Origin of the sequence: Nostocoides veronense (assembly GCF_039531185.1) — a bacterium.
Taxonomy (GTDB): domain Bacteria; phylum Actinomycetota; class Actinomycetes; order Actinomycetales; family Dermatophilaceae; genus Nostocoides_A; species Nostocoides_A veronense.
On record NZ_BAAAPO010000024.1, the window covers coordinates 1 to 15090 of the forward strand.

Annotated in this window: 15 protein-coding genes and 1 pseudogene; 5 read left to right on the top strand and 11 right to left on the bottom strand. The window is 67.3% G+C overall.

Translation table 11 applies throughout. From position 1 onward, the window contains the following. Positions 1–64: 64 nt before the first annotated feature. A complete protein-coding gene (locus tag ABD225_RS07505) occupies positions 65–199 on the bottom strand; it encodes a hypothetical protein (protein WP_344083083.1) in 135 nt (44 codons plus the stop codon). Between the two features lie 89 nt (positions 200–288). Between ABD225_RS07505 and ABD225_RS07510 the strand changes: the two genes are divergently transcribed. Further along, positions 289–567 (top strand): ribonuclease E inhibitor RraB, encoded by a 279-nt coding sequence (locus tag ABD225_RS07510; protein WP_344083086.1) that lies wholly within the window; start codon positions 289–291, stop codon positions 565–567. On the opposite strand, the pseudogene ABD225_RS07515 reads toward ABD225_RS07510, so the two are convergent. The 3 genes and pseudogenes from ABD225_RS07515 to ABD225_RS07525 form a co-directional block, all read right to left on the bottom strand. Next, a pseudogene (locus ABD225_RS07515) lies at positions 555–1118 on the bottom strand (GNAT family N-acetyltransferase). The gene ABD225_RS07510 and the pseudogene ABD225_RS07515 sit on opposite strands and share 13 nt — an antisense overlap. Next, the gene (locus ABD225_RS07520) at positions 1115–1492 is read right to left on the bottom strand and encodes a hypothetical protein (protein ID WP_344083088.1); all 378 of its coding nucleotides are present in this window, start codon (positions 1490–1492) and stop codon (positions 1115–1117) included. Before ABD225_RS07520 ends, ABD225_RS07515 begins: the two are co-directional and overlap by 4 nt. A gap of 11 nt (positions 1493–1503) precedes the next feature. Next, complete coding sequence (locus ABD225_RS07525; protein WP_344083090.1) at positions 1504–2070, bottom strand: NAD(P)H-binding protein; 567 nt, start codon at positions 2068–2070, stop codon at positions 1504–1506. Between ABD225_RS07525 and ABD225_RS07530 the strand changes: the two genes are divergently transcribed. Continuing rightward, positions 2069–4012 (top strand): glycoside-pentoside-hexuronide (GPH):cation symporter, encoded by a 1944-nt coding sequence (locus ABD225_RS07530; RefSeq protein ID WP_344083092.1) that lies wholly within the window; start codon positions 2069–2071, stop codon positions 4010–4012. The genes ABD225_RS07525 and ABD225_RS07530 overlap by 2 nt on opposite strands. Before the next feature lie 78 nt (positions 4013–4090). Here ABD225_RS07530 and ABD225_RS07535 read toward each other — a convergent pair whose 3' ends face one another. The 5 genes from ABD225_RS07535 to ABD225_RS07555 are packed head-to-tail and all read right to left on the bottom strand — an operon-like array spanning position 4091 to position 6362. Then, positions 4091–4486 (bottom strand): PIN domain nuclease, encoded by a 396-nt coding sequence (locus ABD225_RS07535; RefSeq protein ID WP_344083094.1) that lies wholly within the window; start codon positions 4484–4486, stop codon positions 4091–4093. Further along, complete coding sequence (locus tag ABD225_RS07540; protein WP_344083096.1) at positions 4483–4692, bottom strand: type II toxin-antitoxin system VapB family antitoxin; 210 nt, start codon at positions 4690–4692, stop codon at positions 4483–4485. The genes ABD225_RS07535 and ABD225_RS07540 overlap by 4 nt, the downstream gene beginning before the upstream one ends. After that, complete coding sequence (locus tag ABD225_RS07545) at positions 4664–5854, bottom strand: hypothetical protein (protein ID WP_344083098.1); 1191 nt, start codon at positions 5852–5854, stop codon at positions 4664–4666. The genes ABD225_RS07540 and ABD225_RS07545 overlap by 29 nt, the downstream gene beginning before the upstream one ends. Next, on the bottom strand, positions 5851–6228 hold the full coding sequence (locus tag ABD225_RS07550) for a sigma factor-like helix-turn-helix DNA-binding protein (protein ID WP_344083100.1): 378 nt from the start codon (positions 6226–6228) through the stop codon (positions 5851–5853). Before ABD225_RS07550 ends, ABD225_RS07545 begins: the two co-directional genes overlap by 4 nt. Further along, positions 6120–6362 (bottom strand): sigma factor, encoded by a 243-nt coding sequence (locus ABD225_RS07555; protein WP_344083102.1) that lies wholly within the window; start codon positions 6360–6362, stop codon positions 6120–6122. Before ABD225_RS07555 ends, ABD225_RS07550 begins: the two co-directional genes overlap by 109 nt. A gap of 173 nt (positions 6363–6535) precedes the next feature. Between ABD225_RS07555 and clpB the strand changes: the two genes are divergently transcribed. Next, positions 6536–9094: an ATP-dependent chaperone ClpB gene (clpB, locus tag ABD225_RS07560; protein WP_344083104.1), complete on the top strand. Its 2559-nt coding sequence runs from the start codon at positions 6536–6538 to the stop codon at positions 9092–9094. A gap of 24 nt (positions 9095–9118) precedes the next feature. Here the strand turns inward: clpB and ABD225_RS07565 are convergent, their stop codons facing one another. Together ABD225_RS07565 and ABD225_RS07570 are read right to left on the bottom strand one after the other, a co-directional pair. Beyond that, positions 9119–10084, bottom strand: coding sequence for an NAD-dependent epimerase/dehydratase family protein (locus ABD225_RS07565; protein ID WP_344083106.1), 966 nt, complete (start codon positions 10082–10084; stop codon positions 9119–9121). Positions 10085–10114: 30 nt separating this feature from the next. Further along, complete coding sequence (locus ABD225_RS07570) at positions 10115–13219, bottom strand: hypothetical protein (RefSeq protein ID WP_344083108.1); 3105 nt, start codon at positions 13217–13219, stop codon at positions 10115–10117. A gap of 102 nt (positions 13220–13321) precedes the next feature. On the opposite strand from ABD225_RS07570, the gene ABD225_RS07575 reads away from it, so the two are divergent. Both ABD225_RS07575 and ABD225_RS07580 read left to right on the top strand, forming a co-directional pair. Further along, a complete protein-coding gene (locus ABD225_RS07575) occupies positions 13322–14023 on the top strand; it encodes an LppX_LprAFG lipoprotein (RefSeq protein ID WP_344083110.1) in 702 nt (233 codons plus the stop codon). 64 nt (positions 14024–14087) lie between these two features. Then, entirely contained in the window at positions 14088–14990 is a 903-nt protein-coding gene (locus ABD225_RS07580) for an MFS transporter (RefSeq protein ID WP_344083112.1), read from the top strand. Positions 14991–15090: the final 100 nt, after the last annotated feature.

A 15090-nucleotide genomic window follows, 5' to 3' on the forward strand; every position in this document is an offset into this window, starting at 1 on the left:
CGAGCACGACACCAACGCTGATGGCTATTGATCAGCCCGGATGCCGAATTAACTCAGACACACCTCAGGAGGGCCGCACTTGGCGTCCCACGAAGAGGGTCAGGAAGATCGCGGTGAGCGCGCCGAAGGCATGAACCGTGGCCAATGCTCGGGCCAGGAAGGGCAACTGCCACGTGCGAGGTCGGGCACCGGGCGGCATATGGCGGAGCCTTTCGCGTCGTGGGGCGGCACCGCAAGTGCCGCTCACCGTCGGCGTTCGGCGCTCGCCGATCGTTAAGGTGTCGTCTCGTGAGCGAGCACTTGCTGGTTTTCCCTGAGCGCGACGATGCCGACGAGGTGGCCGAGGAGTTGCGGGAGGAGGGCTTCACCGAGGTCCGCGTCATCCGCCAGCCGCTGGCGGGGGAGGACGACGCCGAGTCCGATGAGTGGGCGGTCTATGTCCGCGAGGCCAATGTCGCCGACGAATCCGGGGCGGTTGCCTCAGGTCTGAAGGACCGGTTCGAGGCGACGGTCGAAGAGCGGGGCGGCTGGTACGACCCCGAACCTGAGCCGCGTTACGACCCCTGAGCGAGCCATTCGTCGCGGCTGATCTCGGCGAGCCACTCGCCCTGCTCGACGCCGGGCAACGGATCCTCCCAGGTGCGGTGCTCGATGCGGGTATGCCGCATGCCGAGCTTCACCATCACCGAACGGCTGCGTTCGTTGGCGACCATCGTTTCGCCCTTGATGCGTTCCAGGCCGACGGTCGTGAAGCCGTGCTCGATGACGGCCCGGGCACCCTCGGTTGCCAATCCGCGACCCCACGCGGATCGGGATAGGCGCCAACCGATTTCGGCCCATCCTGGCCCCTCGGGCGTAAGCAGCCACCAGCCGACGAAGCGGCCTCGGTGATAGCCGCACCACTAGCCGAGGCCCATCGCGTCGTGGGTTGGATCCATCCGCGCCAGCTGCCGCTCGCACACCTGTTCCGGCGTGCGGGGGCGGTCGAGATAGCGCATGACTTCTTCGTCGGCATCGAGTGCCGTCAGCTCGGGCAGGTGGTCCCAGGTCAGCGGCTGCAACTCGAGCCGGTCTGTATGCAGGACCGGCTTGCCTCGTGGCGGTCGGCGCGGGGTCATTGGCTAGCTCGCACGGTCGCGATCACGGCGTCGTCGATTGTTCTGGGGGACAGGCCGATTGCCTCGCCGAACTCGGTGGTGTCGAGGGAGAGGTCGGCGCCGATCAGGTCGTGCGGAAGGCGGGCGAGGTCGAGGCCGGAGTCCATTTTCTTCAGGCGCAGGCGAGCGGCTTCGGCGCGCATTCCCAGGGCCAGGGCGGCGTTGGGCACGCCGACGACGGGTCGGCGGGGATGGCCGAGGGCGCCGAGCATCACCCGGGCGAGCCGGTCGAAGGAATAGTTGTCCGTGGCGATCGGCATACTGCCGCTGATTCGGCCCTCGAGTGCGAACGAAACTGCCTGGGCCACATCGCGATCGGTGACGGCAGCGCTCATGCCGCGGGGCCCTATCCGACGGGCATCCGGCGGAGGGGGTCCACGAGGTAGGACTTCCACATCGGCACCACCCCAGGAACTGCGCCAAAGACGAAAGGGATTTCCAGGGTTGTCACGACCTCCGGGCCGGCGGCTCGGGCCTCGGCGGTCTGCTCGCGCCGGGCCTGGATATAGGGATGCGCACCGGCCAGGTTGAGCTCTGGGCGGAGCCGATCGAAGTGGCTGAAGTAGGACCCGAGGATCACCATCGTGCCCACCCGAGCTCGACGAGCGGCGGCGGCGACGGCGACGGTGGGAGCGACCTGCATACGCCGGAAGTAGTCGAGAGCAGGTGCGGGGACGCGCTCGCGATCGTCGGGACCGAGGCCATGGATAACGGCATCGGCGCCGTCCAGGAGGTCGTCGAGATCGCGGGGCGCGGCGCTGGTCAGGTCGAGGGCCACGGCGCTGGTGTTGGGGGCCTCCGGTGACGGCCGTCCCGATCGGGAGACGCCCACGACCTCATGGCCGGCCGCCGCGAGATGGGTCACGATGGAGCGACCGAGGAAGCCGGTCGAGCCGAGGATGATGACGCGCATGAGGGCCTTTCGAGGGGAGGGCGACATTCTCGCCCTCCGCTTCGGCACGCGCTTCTTCACCGGGTGGCCGGTGACCGCGATCCGGACCGGGGGGCCGGGGGATCCGCATACGGTCTGCACGGACGGGGGTGAGGTGCGGGCCCGCGCGATCGTCATCGCGACTGGGGTGGACTACCGGCGCATCGGCATACCGACCATCGACGAGATGGTCGGGCGCGGAGTGAACTATGGCGCCGCGATGACGGCGGCGCGCGAGATGGAGGACCAACCGGTCTTTGTCGTCGGCGGTGGGAACTCGGCGGGGCAGGCGGCGGTGCACCTGGCGCGCTTCGCCCGCTCGGTGACGATCCTCATCCGGCGGCCCGATCTGAGCGCGACGATGTCGGGCTATCTGATCGACGAGATCGACCACAATCCGCGAATCACGGTGCGCGGCAACGCTGCCGTCGTAAATGGTGGCGGGGAAGAAGTCCTGGAGTGGATCTCGATCGACGACACGCGCATCCTACCGGCCGGTAATCTGCGCGCCATGAGTGTCGAGAGCCCCGCCGACCTGCGCACCTCTGCCTCGCCGGACTTCCGCCGCAACCAGTGGACGTATGGCGTGGGGACCCTCGGGCGGGACGCGGTCTACACATTGGTCAGCTTCTATCTCGTGGTCTATCTGACCGAGGTCCTTAACCTCCCGGACTCGACGATGTGGTGGGTCTCCGGGGTGCTGCTCGCCGCGCGGCTGCTCGATGCCTTCCTTGACCCCGTGGTCGGCGCGCTCGTCGACAGCACACGCAGCAGGTATGGGCAGTTCAAGCCCTGGCTGCTCTTCGGTGGGCTGGCGTCGGGCATCGCCACGGTGCTGCTGTTCACGGACACCGGGCTGACGGGCGGCGCCTTCGTCGCGGTCTTCGGCGTCGTCGTGCTGCTCTGGGGGTTGATGTGGTCGGCGCACGACATCTCCTATTGGGGGATGCTCCCGGCGCTGTCGATCAATCCGGCCGAGCGGGAGCGGCTGGCGGCGGTCGCCAAGACCTTCGCCTCGATTGGTCAGTTCGCCGCCGTCGCAGGCGTGCCCGTGGCCGTGGCGGCGCTGGCCGGGGGCATCGAGGGCGGCACGACCGGCTCGTGGCGCACCATCGCCATCATCCTCGCCGTGATCATGGTCGCACTGATGCTGGTGCCGATCCTTGCCGTCCGCGAGCGCACCGATGTCGACCTCGAGGGGGAGCGCACGGGGCTGCGGGAGCTACTTCGCGCGCTCTTCCGCAACGACCAATTGCTCTGGGCCGCAGCGGCATACCTGCTCTTCATGCTCGGCTATGGCACGACCGGAGCTTTCGGTTGGTACTTCTTCAAGTACGCCTATGGCGACGAGGCCGTCTTTCCGGTCTTTGCGCTCTTCGTCGGTCTCGGCCAAATCGCCGGCCTTGCCACCTTCCCGCTCGCCCGCCGACGGTGGTCCCGCGGCCAGCTCTTCACCTGGTCGACAGCGCTCATCGTCGTGACGTATGCCGTGTTCTTCGTTGCGCCGATGAATATCGTCGTCCTCGGCGGGCTCGCGTTCGTGATGTTCTTCCTGGCGAGCTTCATCATGCTGCTCATGCTCGTCTTCCAGGCCGACACGATCGAGTATGGGCAGTGGAAGCTCGGCCGCCGCAACAACGCCGTGACCTTCGCCCTGCAGCCGTTCATCAACAAGACCTCGGCCGCGATGAACACCTGGATCGTGTCCGCGACGGTGATCATCGCGGGGATCAACGAGGCGGATACCGCCGCCGATGTCACCCCCGGCGGGATCACGATGATGAAGGTCGCAATGCTGCTCATCCCGGCGCTTCTCATTATCGCTGGGTATGCCGTGTGGCGCCGCAAGTTCGTCATCGACGAGTCCCTGCACGCCCGCATCGTGGCCGAGTTGGAGCCGGAGTTGCGCCCCCACGGCGGTTGATCGGGCTCCGCGATATTCGCGCGACCCCCTCGCGTGAGTGATAGCTGGGCAATAACCCTGCTTTCGCTCACGCGAGCGTCACATGACCCGGGCCACCGGCTGGCCCGTGACCCTGGAGATCGCCTCATAATCCCGGTCATCGGTCAGGACGCTGACTTTGGCCGATTCGGCGGTGGCCGCGATCACGAGGTCGATGGCTTTGGCCGAGCGATGCTGACCCGACTCGGTCAGGAACTGTTGCACCTCCTGGGCGCGCTCGAAGCTGCGCTCGTGCATGGGAATCCAGGTGAACGCTGCCTTGAGGAAGTCCTGCTTTCGTCGGCGATCCGCGAGCGACCGCGCGGAATAGAGAAACTCCAACTCAACTGCTGGGCAGATCGCGATGACTCCCGCCTGGATTTCTCGATCCCAACTCGTGAGTCCACCAAGAATTCGGAAAAGAGCAGACGTGTCGAGCAGATAGTGCGGCCTCATCGATAGCGGTCCGAGGCGCCGATGAAGTCGGCATAGTCACCGGCCTCGCCCATCGCGCGCAACTCCCGAAGAGCGGTCATCCGTCGGTGCTCGTCACGCACGTGACGCAGCGCCGCGTTGACGGTGTCCTTCTTGGTCCGGGTGCCGAGGGCATCCGCAGCGCCCGACAGCAGATCGTCATCGATCTCGATGGGGGTTTTGGTCATGGACATGGTGAGTCTCGATATCGTAGGTATCTTGCGTTGATTTCCAGGATACCTCGGGGTTGCAATGTTCGCACGCGACGGCGGTCAGGGGCGCTCGCGGCGGCGACGCACCGACGTGGTCGGTGATCAGCGGCCGGCCGTCCTGCCAGGCCGGCCGGCAACCCCACCCATCCCAGGAGGCGAGGCCCGTGCCCTTCTGGCCAGGCAGGGGTATGGCCGCCCCATCCGAAAGTCGGAAGGGCCGGGCCTGGGTGCGGCGCTCTTCATTGCTGGGTATGCCGTCCAGCGGCAGCCGGTCGAGCTCGGTCTGCTCCTGCCAGCGCACGAGAATGCTTTGGCCATCTGGACTGAGCGAGGCTGCGATCGCGTTCTCGCCCATGTGGCGTTGGGTCGTATCGCTGAGCGTCACGCCGGTCTCGCGCCACGCGGTGTCCCCAATCGTCCACGTGCTCGCGCGCAACTCCACAGTCGAAGGACTGCCGCTTGTGAACCCAAGCAGGGTGTCCCCGTCCAGCCAACCGGCGATGACGAATGGGGCTTTTGTTGGTGCGGGAAGAATGACGGGGGCCGCATCAGGGGCCTGGGTGTCGACCAACTGACCCTCGTCGACCTCACTGACGCTTTCGGGGAACACGACATACCGGGAATCGGGGCTCCACAATCCCTGACCTAGACGAGTATCGCCGAACGGGAAATTGATGTAGCTGCGACGAGTCAAGCCGTGCACGACAGCGTCAAAGCTGACCCATTGGCCATTCGGCGATACGGCGGGAGCAGAACGCGGTTGGGGCGCCATGTCGCCCCGCACCACGTCACCGTTGTGGCCCACAAGCCAGAGGGGACCGCCGTCCGTCGATATCGCCAACAGCTTGGGCCCGTAGTGGTCGGACGAGTACTTGCTCAACAACGGTTTCCCCACGGCCATGGGGTATGTCGTCTCCGTCGGACTCGACGTGCCGGCGGGTGGTGCGGAGTCGAGGGTGGTGGCCGGCCACACGGCATACCCCAGCGCCGCGGCGGCGGCCAGGGTGGCGGTGGCGCCGGTGACCCGACGACGCACGGTGGAGCGTCGCCCGGCGGCGAAAAGCGCCTCCGGGTCGGGGGTCGGGCTCGCATCGACGTCCGCGAGTTCGCGGAGCAGATCCTGCAGATCGGTGCTCATCGGGGCACCTCCTCCTTGCCGAGATGGATGGCGAGATCCGGTGCCACAGTGCGCAATCGGGCGAGGGCATCGCGGGTCTGGCTTTTGATGGTGCTCACCGATTTGCCGAGGAGGGCGGCCGTCTCGACCTCGGTGCGGTCTTCATAGAAGCGCGCGACGATCACCGCGCGCTGCCCGGGGCTCAGCTCGCGCAACGCCCCCGCAAGCCGCAACCGCAGGTCGACATCGTCGGTGCCATCCGGCACTGCGAGCGTATGCCGTTCGGTCACCTCGACCGGATCCGGCTGGTGGCGCCGCCAACGCCAGGCATCGATGGAGCGGGTGTACATGATGCGGCGGACATAGGCGTCGGGGCGCCGTCGAGTCGGTGCCAATGCTGCGCCGCCTTGATCAGGCTCTCTTGCACCAGATCTTCGGCCGCGTGGCGGTCACCGGTGAGCAGCACGGCTGTGCGGACAGGGGCAGGCCAGCGCGCTTGCACGTAGGCCGAGAACTCGTCGCGCTGCATACCCACCCCTTCCCGGTGCCGATTGTCCGTCTCGACGGCACATACGTCCGTAACCCGCGGTTTGGGTGGGTCGCGCCAGAAAGAATCCAAAGTTGAGCGGAATAGACTCAACTTGACTAAGGTTGATTAGACCAGAAACCGCCATCACCCCTGCTCAAGGAGTCATTCCCTTCATGGAACTCAAGCCGACCACGAAGGTTGCCGAGATCCTCGCGATCGCTCAGCGCGCGGCCCAAACGACCGGCAACCCCGAGATCACGCCCGCCCACATCGCACTCGCCGCGGTGGAGGTCCCCGAGACCACGGTGCCGGCCTTGCTGGCCGCCGGTGGCACCAGCCCCGAGGCGATCGCCTCCGCCGCGCGCGCAGAGATTGCCAAGCTGCCCAAGGTCAGTGGAGCGAGCAGCGGCCCCGGCTTCGGTCAGTCCGTCATGCCCGTGCTCAACCAGGCCGACACGCTGATGAAGGCGTGGGGCGACACCTATATGTCCGTCGACGCGCTGGTCCTCGCGCTCGCCGAAAAAGGCGCGCTGAAGGGTGTTGACGCCAAGGCCGTCGAGGCGCAGATCGAGCATCTGCGCGCCGGCCGCAAGGTCACGACCGAGAACCCGGATGCGACGAGCGAGGCTCTCGACAAATACTCCACCGACCTGACCCAGGCCGCCCGCGACGGCAAGCTCGACCCCGTCATCGGCCGGGACACCGAGATCCGTCGCGTCGTCCAAGTCCTCTCGCGGCGCACCAAGAACAACCCCGTTCTCATCGGCGAGCCCGGCGTCGGCAAGACTGCTGTCGTCGAGGGTCTGGCCCAGCGCATTGTCGATGGCGACGTCCCTGAATCGTTGCGGGACAAGCGACTTCTCTCCCTCGACCTCGGGGCGATGGTCGCCGGGGCGAAGTATCGCGGAGAGTTCGAAGAGCGGCTCAAGGCTGTCCTCGAGGAGATCAAGGCCAGCGACGGCCAGATCATCACCTTCATCGACGAACTGCATACGGTCGTCGGCGCAGGGGCCACTGGCGAAGGCGCGATGGACGCGGGCAACATGCTCAAGCCGCTCCTCGCCCGCGGCGAGCTGCGGCTTGTCGGCGCGACGACTCTCGACGAATACCGCAAGCACATCGAGAAAGACCCCGCCCTGGAGCGCCGCTTCCAGCAGGTCTTCGTCGGCGAGCCGAGCGTCGAAGACACCATCGCGATCCTGCGCGGCCTGAAGGAACGCTACGAAGCGCACCACAAGGTCGAGATCGAGGACAGCGCCCTCGTGGCCGCGGCCTCGCTGTCCGACCGCTACATCAGCGGCCGGCAACTGCCCGACAAGGCCATCGACCTCGTCGACGAGGCGGCCTCGCGCCTGCGGATGGAGATCGACTCCAGCCCCGTCGAAATCGACCAGCTGCGGCGGTCTGTCGACCGCATGAAGATGGAGGAGTTGCATCTCGCCCGCGAGACCGATGACGCCTCCAAGGAGCGGCTGGCCAAGCTGCGCAAGGACCTCGCCGACTCCACCGAGGAGTTGGGTGCCCTCGAATCCCGTTGGGAGGCAGAGAAGTCCGGCCTCAACAAGGTCGGTGACCTCAAAGTTCGCCTCGACGACCTGCGCACGCAGGCCGAGCGGCTGCAGCGGGAGGGCAACTACGAGCAGGCGTCGCGGCTGATGTATGGCGAGATTCCCGCCCTCGAGAAGGACCTCGCCAAGGCCAATGAGGACGAGATCGCCCGCGGCACAGCGGATTTGATGGTCAAGGAGCGCGTCGGTCCCGACGACATCGCCGAGGTCATCTCCGCGTGGACCGGCATCCCCGCCGGCCGCCTGCTCCAGGGCGAGACCGAAAAGCTGCTGTCGATGGAATCGATCATCGGGGCGCGCCTGATCGGCCAGGGCGGCGCCGTACAGGCGGTCTCCGATGCGGTGCGCCGCAGCCGGGCCGGCCTCGCCGATCCCGACCGCCCGACCGGCTCGTTCCTCTTCCTCGGCCCGACCGGTGTCGGCAAGACCGAGCTCGCAAAGTCGTTGGCGGACTTCCTCTTTGACGACGAGCGCGCCATGGTCCGCATCGACATGAGTGAGTATGCCGAGCGGCACGCCGTCGCGCGCCTCATCGGCGCGCCTCCCGGCTATGTCGGGTACGACGAGGGCGGGCAGCTGACCGAGGCGGTGCGCCGACGGCCATACAGCGTGGTCTTGCTGGATGAGGTGGAGAAGGCGCACCCGGAGACCTTCGACATCCTGCTGCAGGTGCTCGACGACGGGCGCCTGACCGACGGGCAGGGGCGCACGGTGGATTTCCGCAATGTCATCCTCGTGCTGACCTCCAATATCGGCAGCCAGTTCCTTATTGACCCGACGCTGTCGCAGGAGCAGAAGAAGGACGCTGTCATGTCGAGCGTCCGCGCGGCTTTCAAGCCCGAGTTCCTCAACCGGCTCGACGACGTCATCATCTTCGATGCCCTGAGCCAGGAGGAGTTGGCGCACATCGTCGACCTGCAGGTGCGCCAGCTGGCGACCCGCCTGCGCGACCGGCGGATCACCCTCGACGTCACCGATGCTGCCCGCGACTGGCTGGCCAAGACCGGCTACGACCCGGCGTATGGCGCCCGCCCCCTGCGCCGGCTGGTGCAGCGCGAGATCGGCGACCGGCTGGCCCGCGCGGTCCTCGCCGGCCAGGTCCGCGATGGCGACACCGTCACGGTCGGTCTCGACGCCGCCGGGGACACGCTCACGCTCGCCTGAGGGCGCGGCATACGCTCGCCGAGATCAGGCGAGCGACGCCGCGACGGTTGCGCGGACGGCATTGTCCAGTGAGCGGGGGGTCAGGCCCAACACCGGGGCGTATGCCGCGGGGTCCAGCCCGAGGTCCCGCGCCAGAATGTCTCGGGCGAGCCAACTCGTGGTGAGACCCGCGCCGGCGCCGGTCAGGCGCCGGCGCGCCTGCTCCGCGCGCAGCCCCGCGGCGAGCAGTCCGGTCGGAATTGTCACCACCGGACGGCGTGGCCGATCGAGCGCCTCGACGATCACCCGGTTGAGGCGCTCGAAGGTGTAGTTGTCGGTGACGACCGGGTGATCCCCGGCCGGGATCCACCCCTCGACCAGGCCCGAAACGGCCTGCGCGACATCGAGATTGGTTGCCGCGGCGTTCCGTCCGGCCGGCGAGAACACAACCGGGAACCGGCGGGCCGGGTCGATGAGATAGGACTTCCACATCGGCACGATCCCCGGCAGAGAACCAAAGACGAAGGGAATCTCCAGCATCGACGTGCTCGCGGCGCCCGCATCGGCGTGAACGCGGCGCTGTTGGTCCGCCCGCGCCTTGATATAGGGATGGCGCGCACTCAGTTGCCACTCCGGGTGGAGTCGGTCGAAGGCAGTGAAGTAGGACCCGAGGACAACGAATCGCGCCACGCCGCAGCGCCGCACGGCATACGCCACCCGCTCGGCCGGCGCGACGAGAAGGCGTTGGAAGAAGGTCGTGGCGGGACGCGGAATGCGTACGCGCTCATCGGGTCCCAGGCAATACACGACCGCATCGGCGCCGGCCAAGCAGGCGTCCAAGTCAGTGTCGCTCGCCTCCACCACATCCAATGAGTCGTATGCCGCGGCCGGGGCCTCCGGGCACGGCGCACCTTCGCGGGAGTAGCCGACAACCGCGTGACCCCTCCGCGCTAACTCGGCCACGATCGTGCGCCCGAGGAAACCGGTGGAGCCGAGCACTACCGCACGCATCAGGCAGCGACCTTTCGTCAGTGACTCGGCCTACTCACCAAAAATTCTGCCGAGGTCTGTCAGGCTGCCATACCCCTTCTCTTGCATCACGCCAAGCCCGCTCGCGGGGCTCTGATCGGCCGGGGTGTCACCCTTACGCGCAAGACGGGGCTGGTTCTTCGCAGCCCTTTCCAGCGCTCTGTAACTCGCTTCGGACAGAACCCACCCCAGCGGGGCAGAGGTCGAGGGTGCAGTGGCCTGATAGGCGACATAAGTCGTCGTTGGTCGCCATTTGTTCACCGCGGTGATCGCGGCAGCGCTGCCGCGACCGGCAAAGAGTTGGTCGGCCGCGAACAACTGCTGCACCCGACGCAATTGCGCGTCGGCGCCAAACAGGACCTTGGTGCCCCCGAGGAAGGTCTTCGGCGGGACCAAGAACTCCTGAGTGCGGCTGCTGGGCCGGGCGGCCAGGTCACTTCCGCGGCCGTTGTCGAAATACACCAGCACCGGCACCCACAGGGTGCCGGAGCGCATCGAAAGCACCCACGAGTTGTGGTTCCGGACCAGCGGGAGCCACTGCGGCGCGAGATCCGCCACGGTCCCAACTCCGGTGTTCTCGATATAGCCGCCGTCAACGAGTTGCTGGTTGGCGGCCGCGGAGCACAAGGCCGCGGACGGGGTCACGAACGGGAAACGCGCCGCCAGCATCGCCGCCGTGCTGGTACTCAGCGAGATGCCGCACGCGTCCGTCAGGCGAACCACATCCAGGCTCGCTGGCGACCGGCCCGTGACGGTGCAGTCATCGATAGGGCTCTTGGCCGGTGTGCCCGATGAAGGGTCCTTGATCCCGCTCAATTCGACCTGCGACACGAGGGCCCGGCATCGATTCGTGGCCGAGGTCGAGTTGAGGACCAGCGCGCCAGTGATGCCAGACGGCGCTGCCGTGCTGAGGAACGGCGACTCCAGTTTGGGGACCGCTCGTTCCCACGCCATCTCCATCTGCCCCGCGCGATCAAGCCAGCGCCAATCAGCTCCCACGCGGGCCAGGATTGGGACGCCGGTCGCGGCATACACGATGTCTGTAACGGTCAGGCCGACCGTCGCCACGGACAGCGCCTCGGGCCGGCTCATGCGCTCGGTTGCGGCTGCTGCGTGACCGGGCGGGAGGACGCTGGCGACGGCCAGGCCCACCGCGCCCCCACTGGCGCCGGACGACATGAGGGCCGTGGTGCATCCTGGCTTCCCCATGCTGGCGAGCCTGTCGAGGGCGAGCGATGTCCACACGGCGGCGCGGATCCCGCCGCCTTCCGCGGCATACACAAAGAGGGGGCGAACGTTGTAGTTCGTGTCCGGTAGGGGAATGTCGCAGGTGTTGGCGCGGGCCCAGTTCGCCAGCACCTGGCTCCAGGAATGACGGTGCGTCGGAACGAAATCGGGGAGGGTTCGGATGCCGTGGACGTCATCGCCGCCGCCCCGCACCGTGCCGAGAATTGTGGCAAGGATCAGCAATGTGGTCACGGGGGCCGAGGCTCGACGGACCAGGGGGAGCCAAAAGAACTCGGGCGCCCCTCCTTGTTGGAGGATGACGACGACCGTTCCGACGAGGCCCGAGATGATCGTGACGCCGACGAGAAAGGTCGCGATCGGGCCGAGGATCTGCGAGACATCCGCTGCGTACGAGCCGAAGGGAATCACCGCGAGCACCAAAATGCCGAGGAGGACTGGAGCCAGCCACTGTCGTGACGTCGTAAGCCCAGGAGTCAGGATGCGCAAGATGGCCGCCCAGACTCTGCGCGCTGGCATGGGCGCGCTCGAGGCGTGATTGAGGCGGTGGATGGCGAAGGCAGCGGTCGGCCAGCCGAACACGCAGATGACGATGCCGAGGGCGAGGAGCCACGATGCCATGGCCGGTCGGTCCCCGAGGGCCACTTCGCCGGCGAATGCGCGGATGAGTCCAACGCCCGGGAGCATGAGCAGGGCGATGGCCAGGCCGTCACCCAGGGCAATCGCTCGTTGTGCTTGTTCGATCGACACTGACGGCTTTGCCTTGCGGGACAACCACTTTGGGAGGTCGCTCGCGGTTGTCATGCGACCGGTGGCATCAGGGCTAAAGGTGTGATTGACCCATCGCACGGCGGTTGACACGGCAGCGATGACGAAGGGGATGCTCGCGAACAGCGCAACGCGCGACGAAGTGGGCGACACGCCACGTGCGTTGGCGATACCAGCGAGCAGGAGGACGGCCACCGGGCTGGCCCACCAGAGCCAAAGGACGGGTTTCGTATGGGGATCGGGCACCGTGGCACTGGCCCGCATCACGACGTTGTGGCTGCGCATGCGCCCGAGCACGAAGATCGTGCCAGCCACGAGCACGGTTGCCACGCTCGCCCACAGCAGGTGCGCCCAGCCACGCTGCTCGGCCCAGCGTCGCTCAATATCCGGGATCTGCTCCAGCAGGTCAGGTCCCTTGCCCAAGCCGAGTAGCGCCAACGGCAGCACGATCAGCAGTGAAAAGCGTTGGGCGTATGCGGCTTTCGCCCACCCGACGGCCACTCTTGCCGGAGCCAAGCCGAGCTCCCAGCGAGTCCTTCGGTCCTCGTTATGCGCGCGAACGGCAAGAACGCTGGCACCAAGGATCAGTAGCCACTTGAGTGCGGTGATGCCCGGAAGCACGGTGGCGGCTTCGGACGCCTTGAGAGCGATCAGCATCGCCGCGTTCTCGGTGACGTCGACGGCAGCTGCGAGCAGGACCACCGATCCGACCCGCGCCCAGCGGGCCGATCTCTCCCAGGTCGCCTCACCCGTGGGAGTCAGCTCGATCACGCTGACATTCGTCCGCCGACGAAGAAGCAAACCAACCGTGCCGTAGAGCGCAATGAAACAGAGGTCGAGCGCGGCATACGTCGTGATCCACGCGTGGCTCGGAAGGTCGGAGCGGCTTTGGAGGAGACTTTGCCAGTCGGACACGGTCTCTCCCCAGGCAAATGGGGCGCCGGGGCTCGTCAACGAGGTGGGGCTGGTGGTGCGTCCGCCGGGCAATAGCACCTGATCGAGCAAGCCGTTGACCTCACCCAGGGCCACGTAGGTCCCCACGATCATCCACGCGAGCGCGCCGCGCAGCCAGGGAAGGCGAGGAAGGGGGACGGGCAGCGGCATACCGGCACTCCTGTGGTCGTCGACGGGCAGCGACATCGTCTCGCTTCGGGCGGCGCCTGTCTCCCCTTTGGGAGTACCGGTCATAACCGTGGGCCGTCGGTGGTGCCGGGTATCGTCATCGCCAAGCGTCGACGCCTCGCTCTTTTCACAGCGCTGCTGTGCCTCCCGCTCGCCCTGGTTGGGTGCGAGGACAAGGCGGCCACGGCCGACCCGGCTGCGGCGCTGGCCAAGGCCAAGACCACCCTCGACACAGCCAAGGCCGTCACGCTCAAACTGACATCGAGCGCCTCGATCCCTTCGGGGCACAACGGTGTTTCGGGCGCGGAGGGCACTGGCCTCATCGATGCCACGACGCCGAAGTTCAAGGGCAAGGTCAGCGCGGTCGTCAATGGCACGCCGGCCACGGTCGACATGGTCGCGATCGGCGACAAGACGTGGATGTCGCTGTTCACACCCAAGCTCGTCCCGGTCGACCTCGAAGACCTCGGCGCGCCCAACCCGGGCAATCTCTTCAAGCCCGACGCCGGCCTGTCGAGCCTGCTGACCAAGGCGACGAATCCGGTCGCCGGGGCGGATCAGCGCTACGGCAAGGAAGTCCTGACCACCTACACCGCGAAGGTCCCGGGCAGCGTCATCAAAAGCTTGCTTTACCTCGGCGACGACGCGGCGACCTTAGGCATCGAGAAGACGAGCGGCCAACTGCGGCAGGCCAAGCTGACGGGGGAGTTCTATACCGGGACGCCCGCGACCTACACCGTCGTCCTCACGGATTACGGGAAGACCATTGCCATCCCGGAGCCCTGACGCGTCTGCCGGGCCCGCTGGCCCGTCCGGCTCGGCCGGCTCGATTGGTGCGGCTGGCTCGGGCGTGACCGAGGTGAGCACGCGTGCCCGAACGCTGCTGACCTTCGCCGCCATCGCCGTCGCGTTGGCGGCCGCCGACACCTATGTGGTCGTGCTCGCCCTGACCGACATGATGCAAGGCGTCGGTCTCGGCATCGAGAGCCTCCAGCGCGCGGCTCCGATCATCTCGGGCTTCCTCCTGGGGTATGTCGCGGTGCTCCCCCTTATCGGCCGCCTCGCCGACCTTCTCGATCGCCAGCGCGTTCTGCTGGGATGCGTGGCGATCTTCGTAGTCGGCTCCGGCGTCACTGCCCTGGCCGTGGACCTGGCCGTCCTAGTCGCCGGCCGCGTCATCCAGGGCATCGGTGGCGGCGGCCTGGTCCCGGCCACGCTGGCCATCGTCGCGGCGCTCTGGCCGGAGGACCGCCGCGGCCTCCCGCTGGGGATCGTCGGCGGAGTCCAAGAGCTCGGCTCCGTCCTGGGCCCCATCCTGGGCGCCCTCATCCTCGCCGTCGCCGACTGGCGGGCAATCCTCTGGCTCAACGCTTTTGGTGGAATCGTCTTGGCGCTGCTGATCGCGCGCGTGGGCGGGCGGGGCCCTGATTCCGGTAGGACAGCGAGTGGCGAGGTGGCTTCCGGGGGGCGAGCGCGCGGCATGCGTCGAGTAGTTGTTGGGGCGGCACTCGTCTTTCTCGGCCTGGCGCTCTGGGCACCCGATTTCCTGGCCAGCAGCGTGAGCCTGGGTGGCCCGTTCGTGCCGTTCGGGACGAGCACCGCGCGCTTGATGACGCCGATCGGCGTCGTCGGGCTCGTCCTGGCCGCCGCCGCGCTCGTCCTGGTCGTTCGGCACGCCTGGCCCGTCCTGCGCCGCGCCGACCCGATCGGCGCCGGGCTGCTCGGCCGGGCGCTGGGGTGCATCGTGTTTTAACCTTTGCCGCGTCCGACCCGGAACGCGAGATCGTCGGCCCGCTCGGCTTTGCGCTGGTGCTGCTGGCCGTCATCTGTGCCCTCGCGTATGCCGCGGTCCA

Coding starts and splice junctions, on each gene's coding strand:
- ABD225_RS07555 (WP_344083102.1), bottom strand. CDS start 6,362: ATGCAGCGCGACGAGTTCTCGGCCTACGTGCAAGCGCGCTGGCCTGCC.
- ABD225_RS07545 (WP_344083098.1), bottom strand. CDS start 5,854: ATGAGCACCGATCTGCAGGATCTGCTCCGCGAACTCGCGGACGTCGAT.
- clpB (WP_344083104.1), top strand. CDS start 6,536: ATGGAACTCAAGCCGACCACGAAGGTTGCCGAGATCCTCGCGATCGCT.
- ABD225_RS07525 (WP_344083090.1), bottom strand. CDS start 2,070: ATGCGCGTCATCATCCTCGGCTCGACCGGCTTCCTCGGTCGCTCCATC.
- ABD225_RS07540 (WP_344083096.1), bottom strand. CDS start 4,692: ATGACCAAAACCCCCATCGAGATCGATGACGATCTGCTGTCGGGCGCT.
- ABD225_RS07565 (WP_344083106.1), bottom strand. CDS start 10,084: ATGCGTGCGGTAGTGCTCGGCTCCACCGGTTTCCTCGGGCGCACGATC.
- ABD225_RS07505 (WP_344083083.1), bottom strand. CDS start 199: ATGCCGCCCGGTGCCCGACCTCGCACGTGGCAGTTGCCCTTCCTGGCC.
- ABD225_RS07570 (WP_344083108.1), bottom strand. CDS start 13,219: ATGCCGCTGCCCGTCCCCCTTCCTCGCCTTCCCTGGCTGCGCGGCGCG.
- ABD225_RS07520 (WP_344083088.1), bottom strand. CDS start 1,492: ATGAGCGCTGCCGTCACCGATCGCGATGTGGCCCAGGCAGTTTCGTTC.
- ABD225_RS07535 (WP_344083094.1), bottom strand. CDS start 4,486: ATGAGGCCGCACTATCTGCTCGACACGTCTGCTCTTTTCCGAATTCTT.
- ABD225_RS07530 (WP_344083092.1), top strand. CDS start 2,069: ATGAGGGCCTTTCGAGGGGAGGGCGACATTCTCGCCCTCCGCTTCGGC.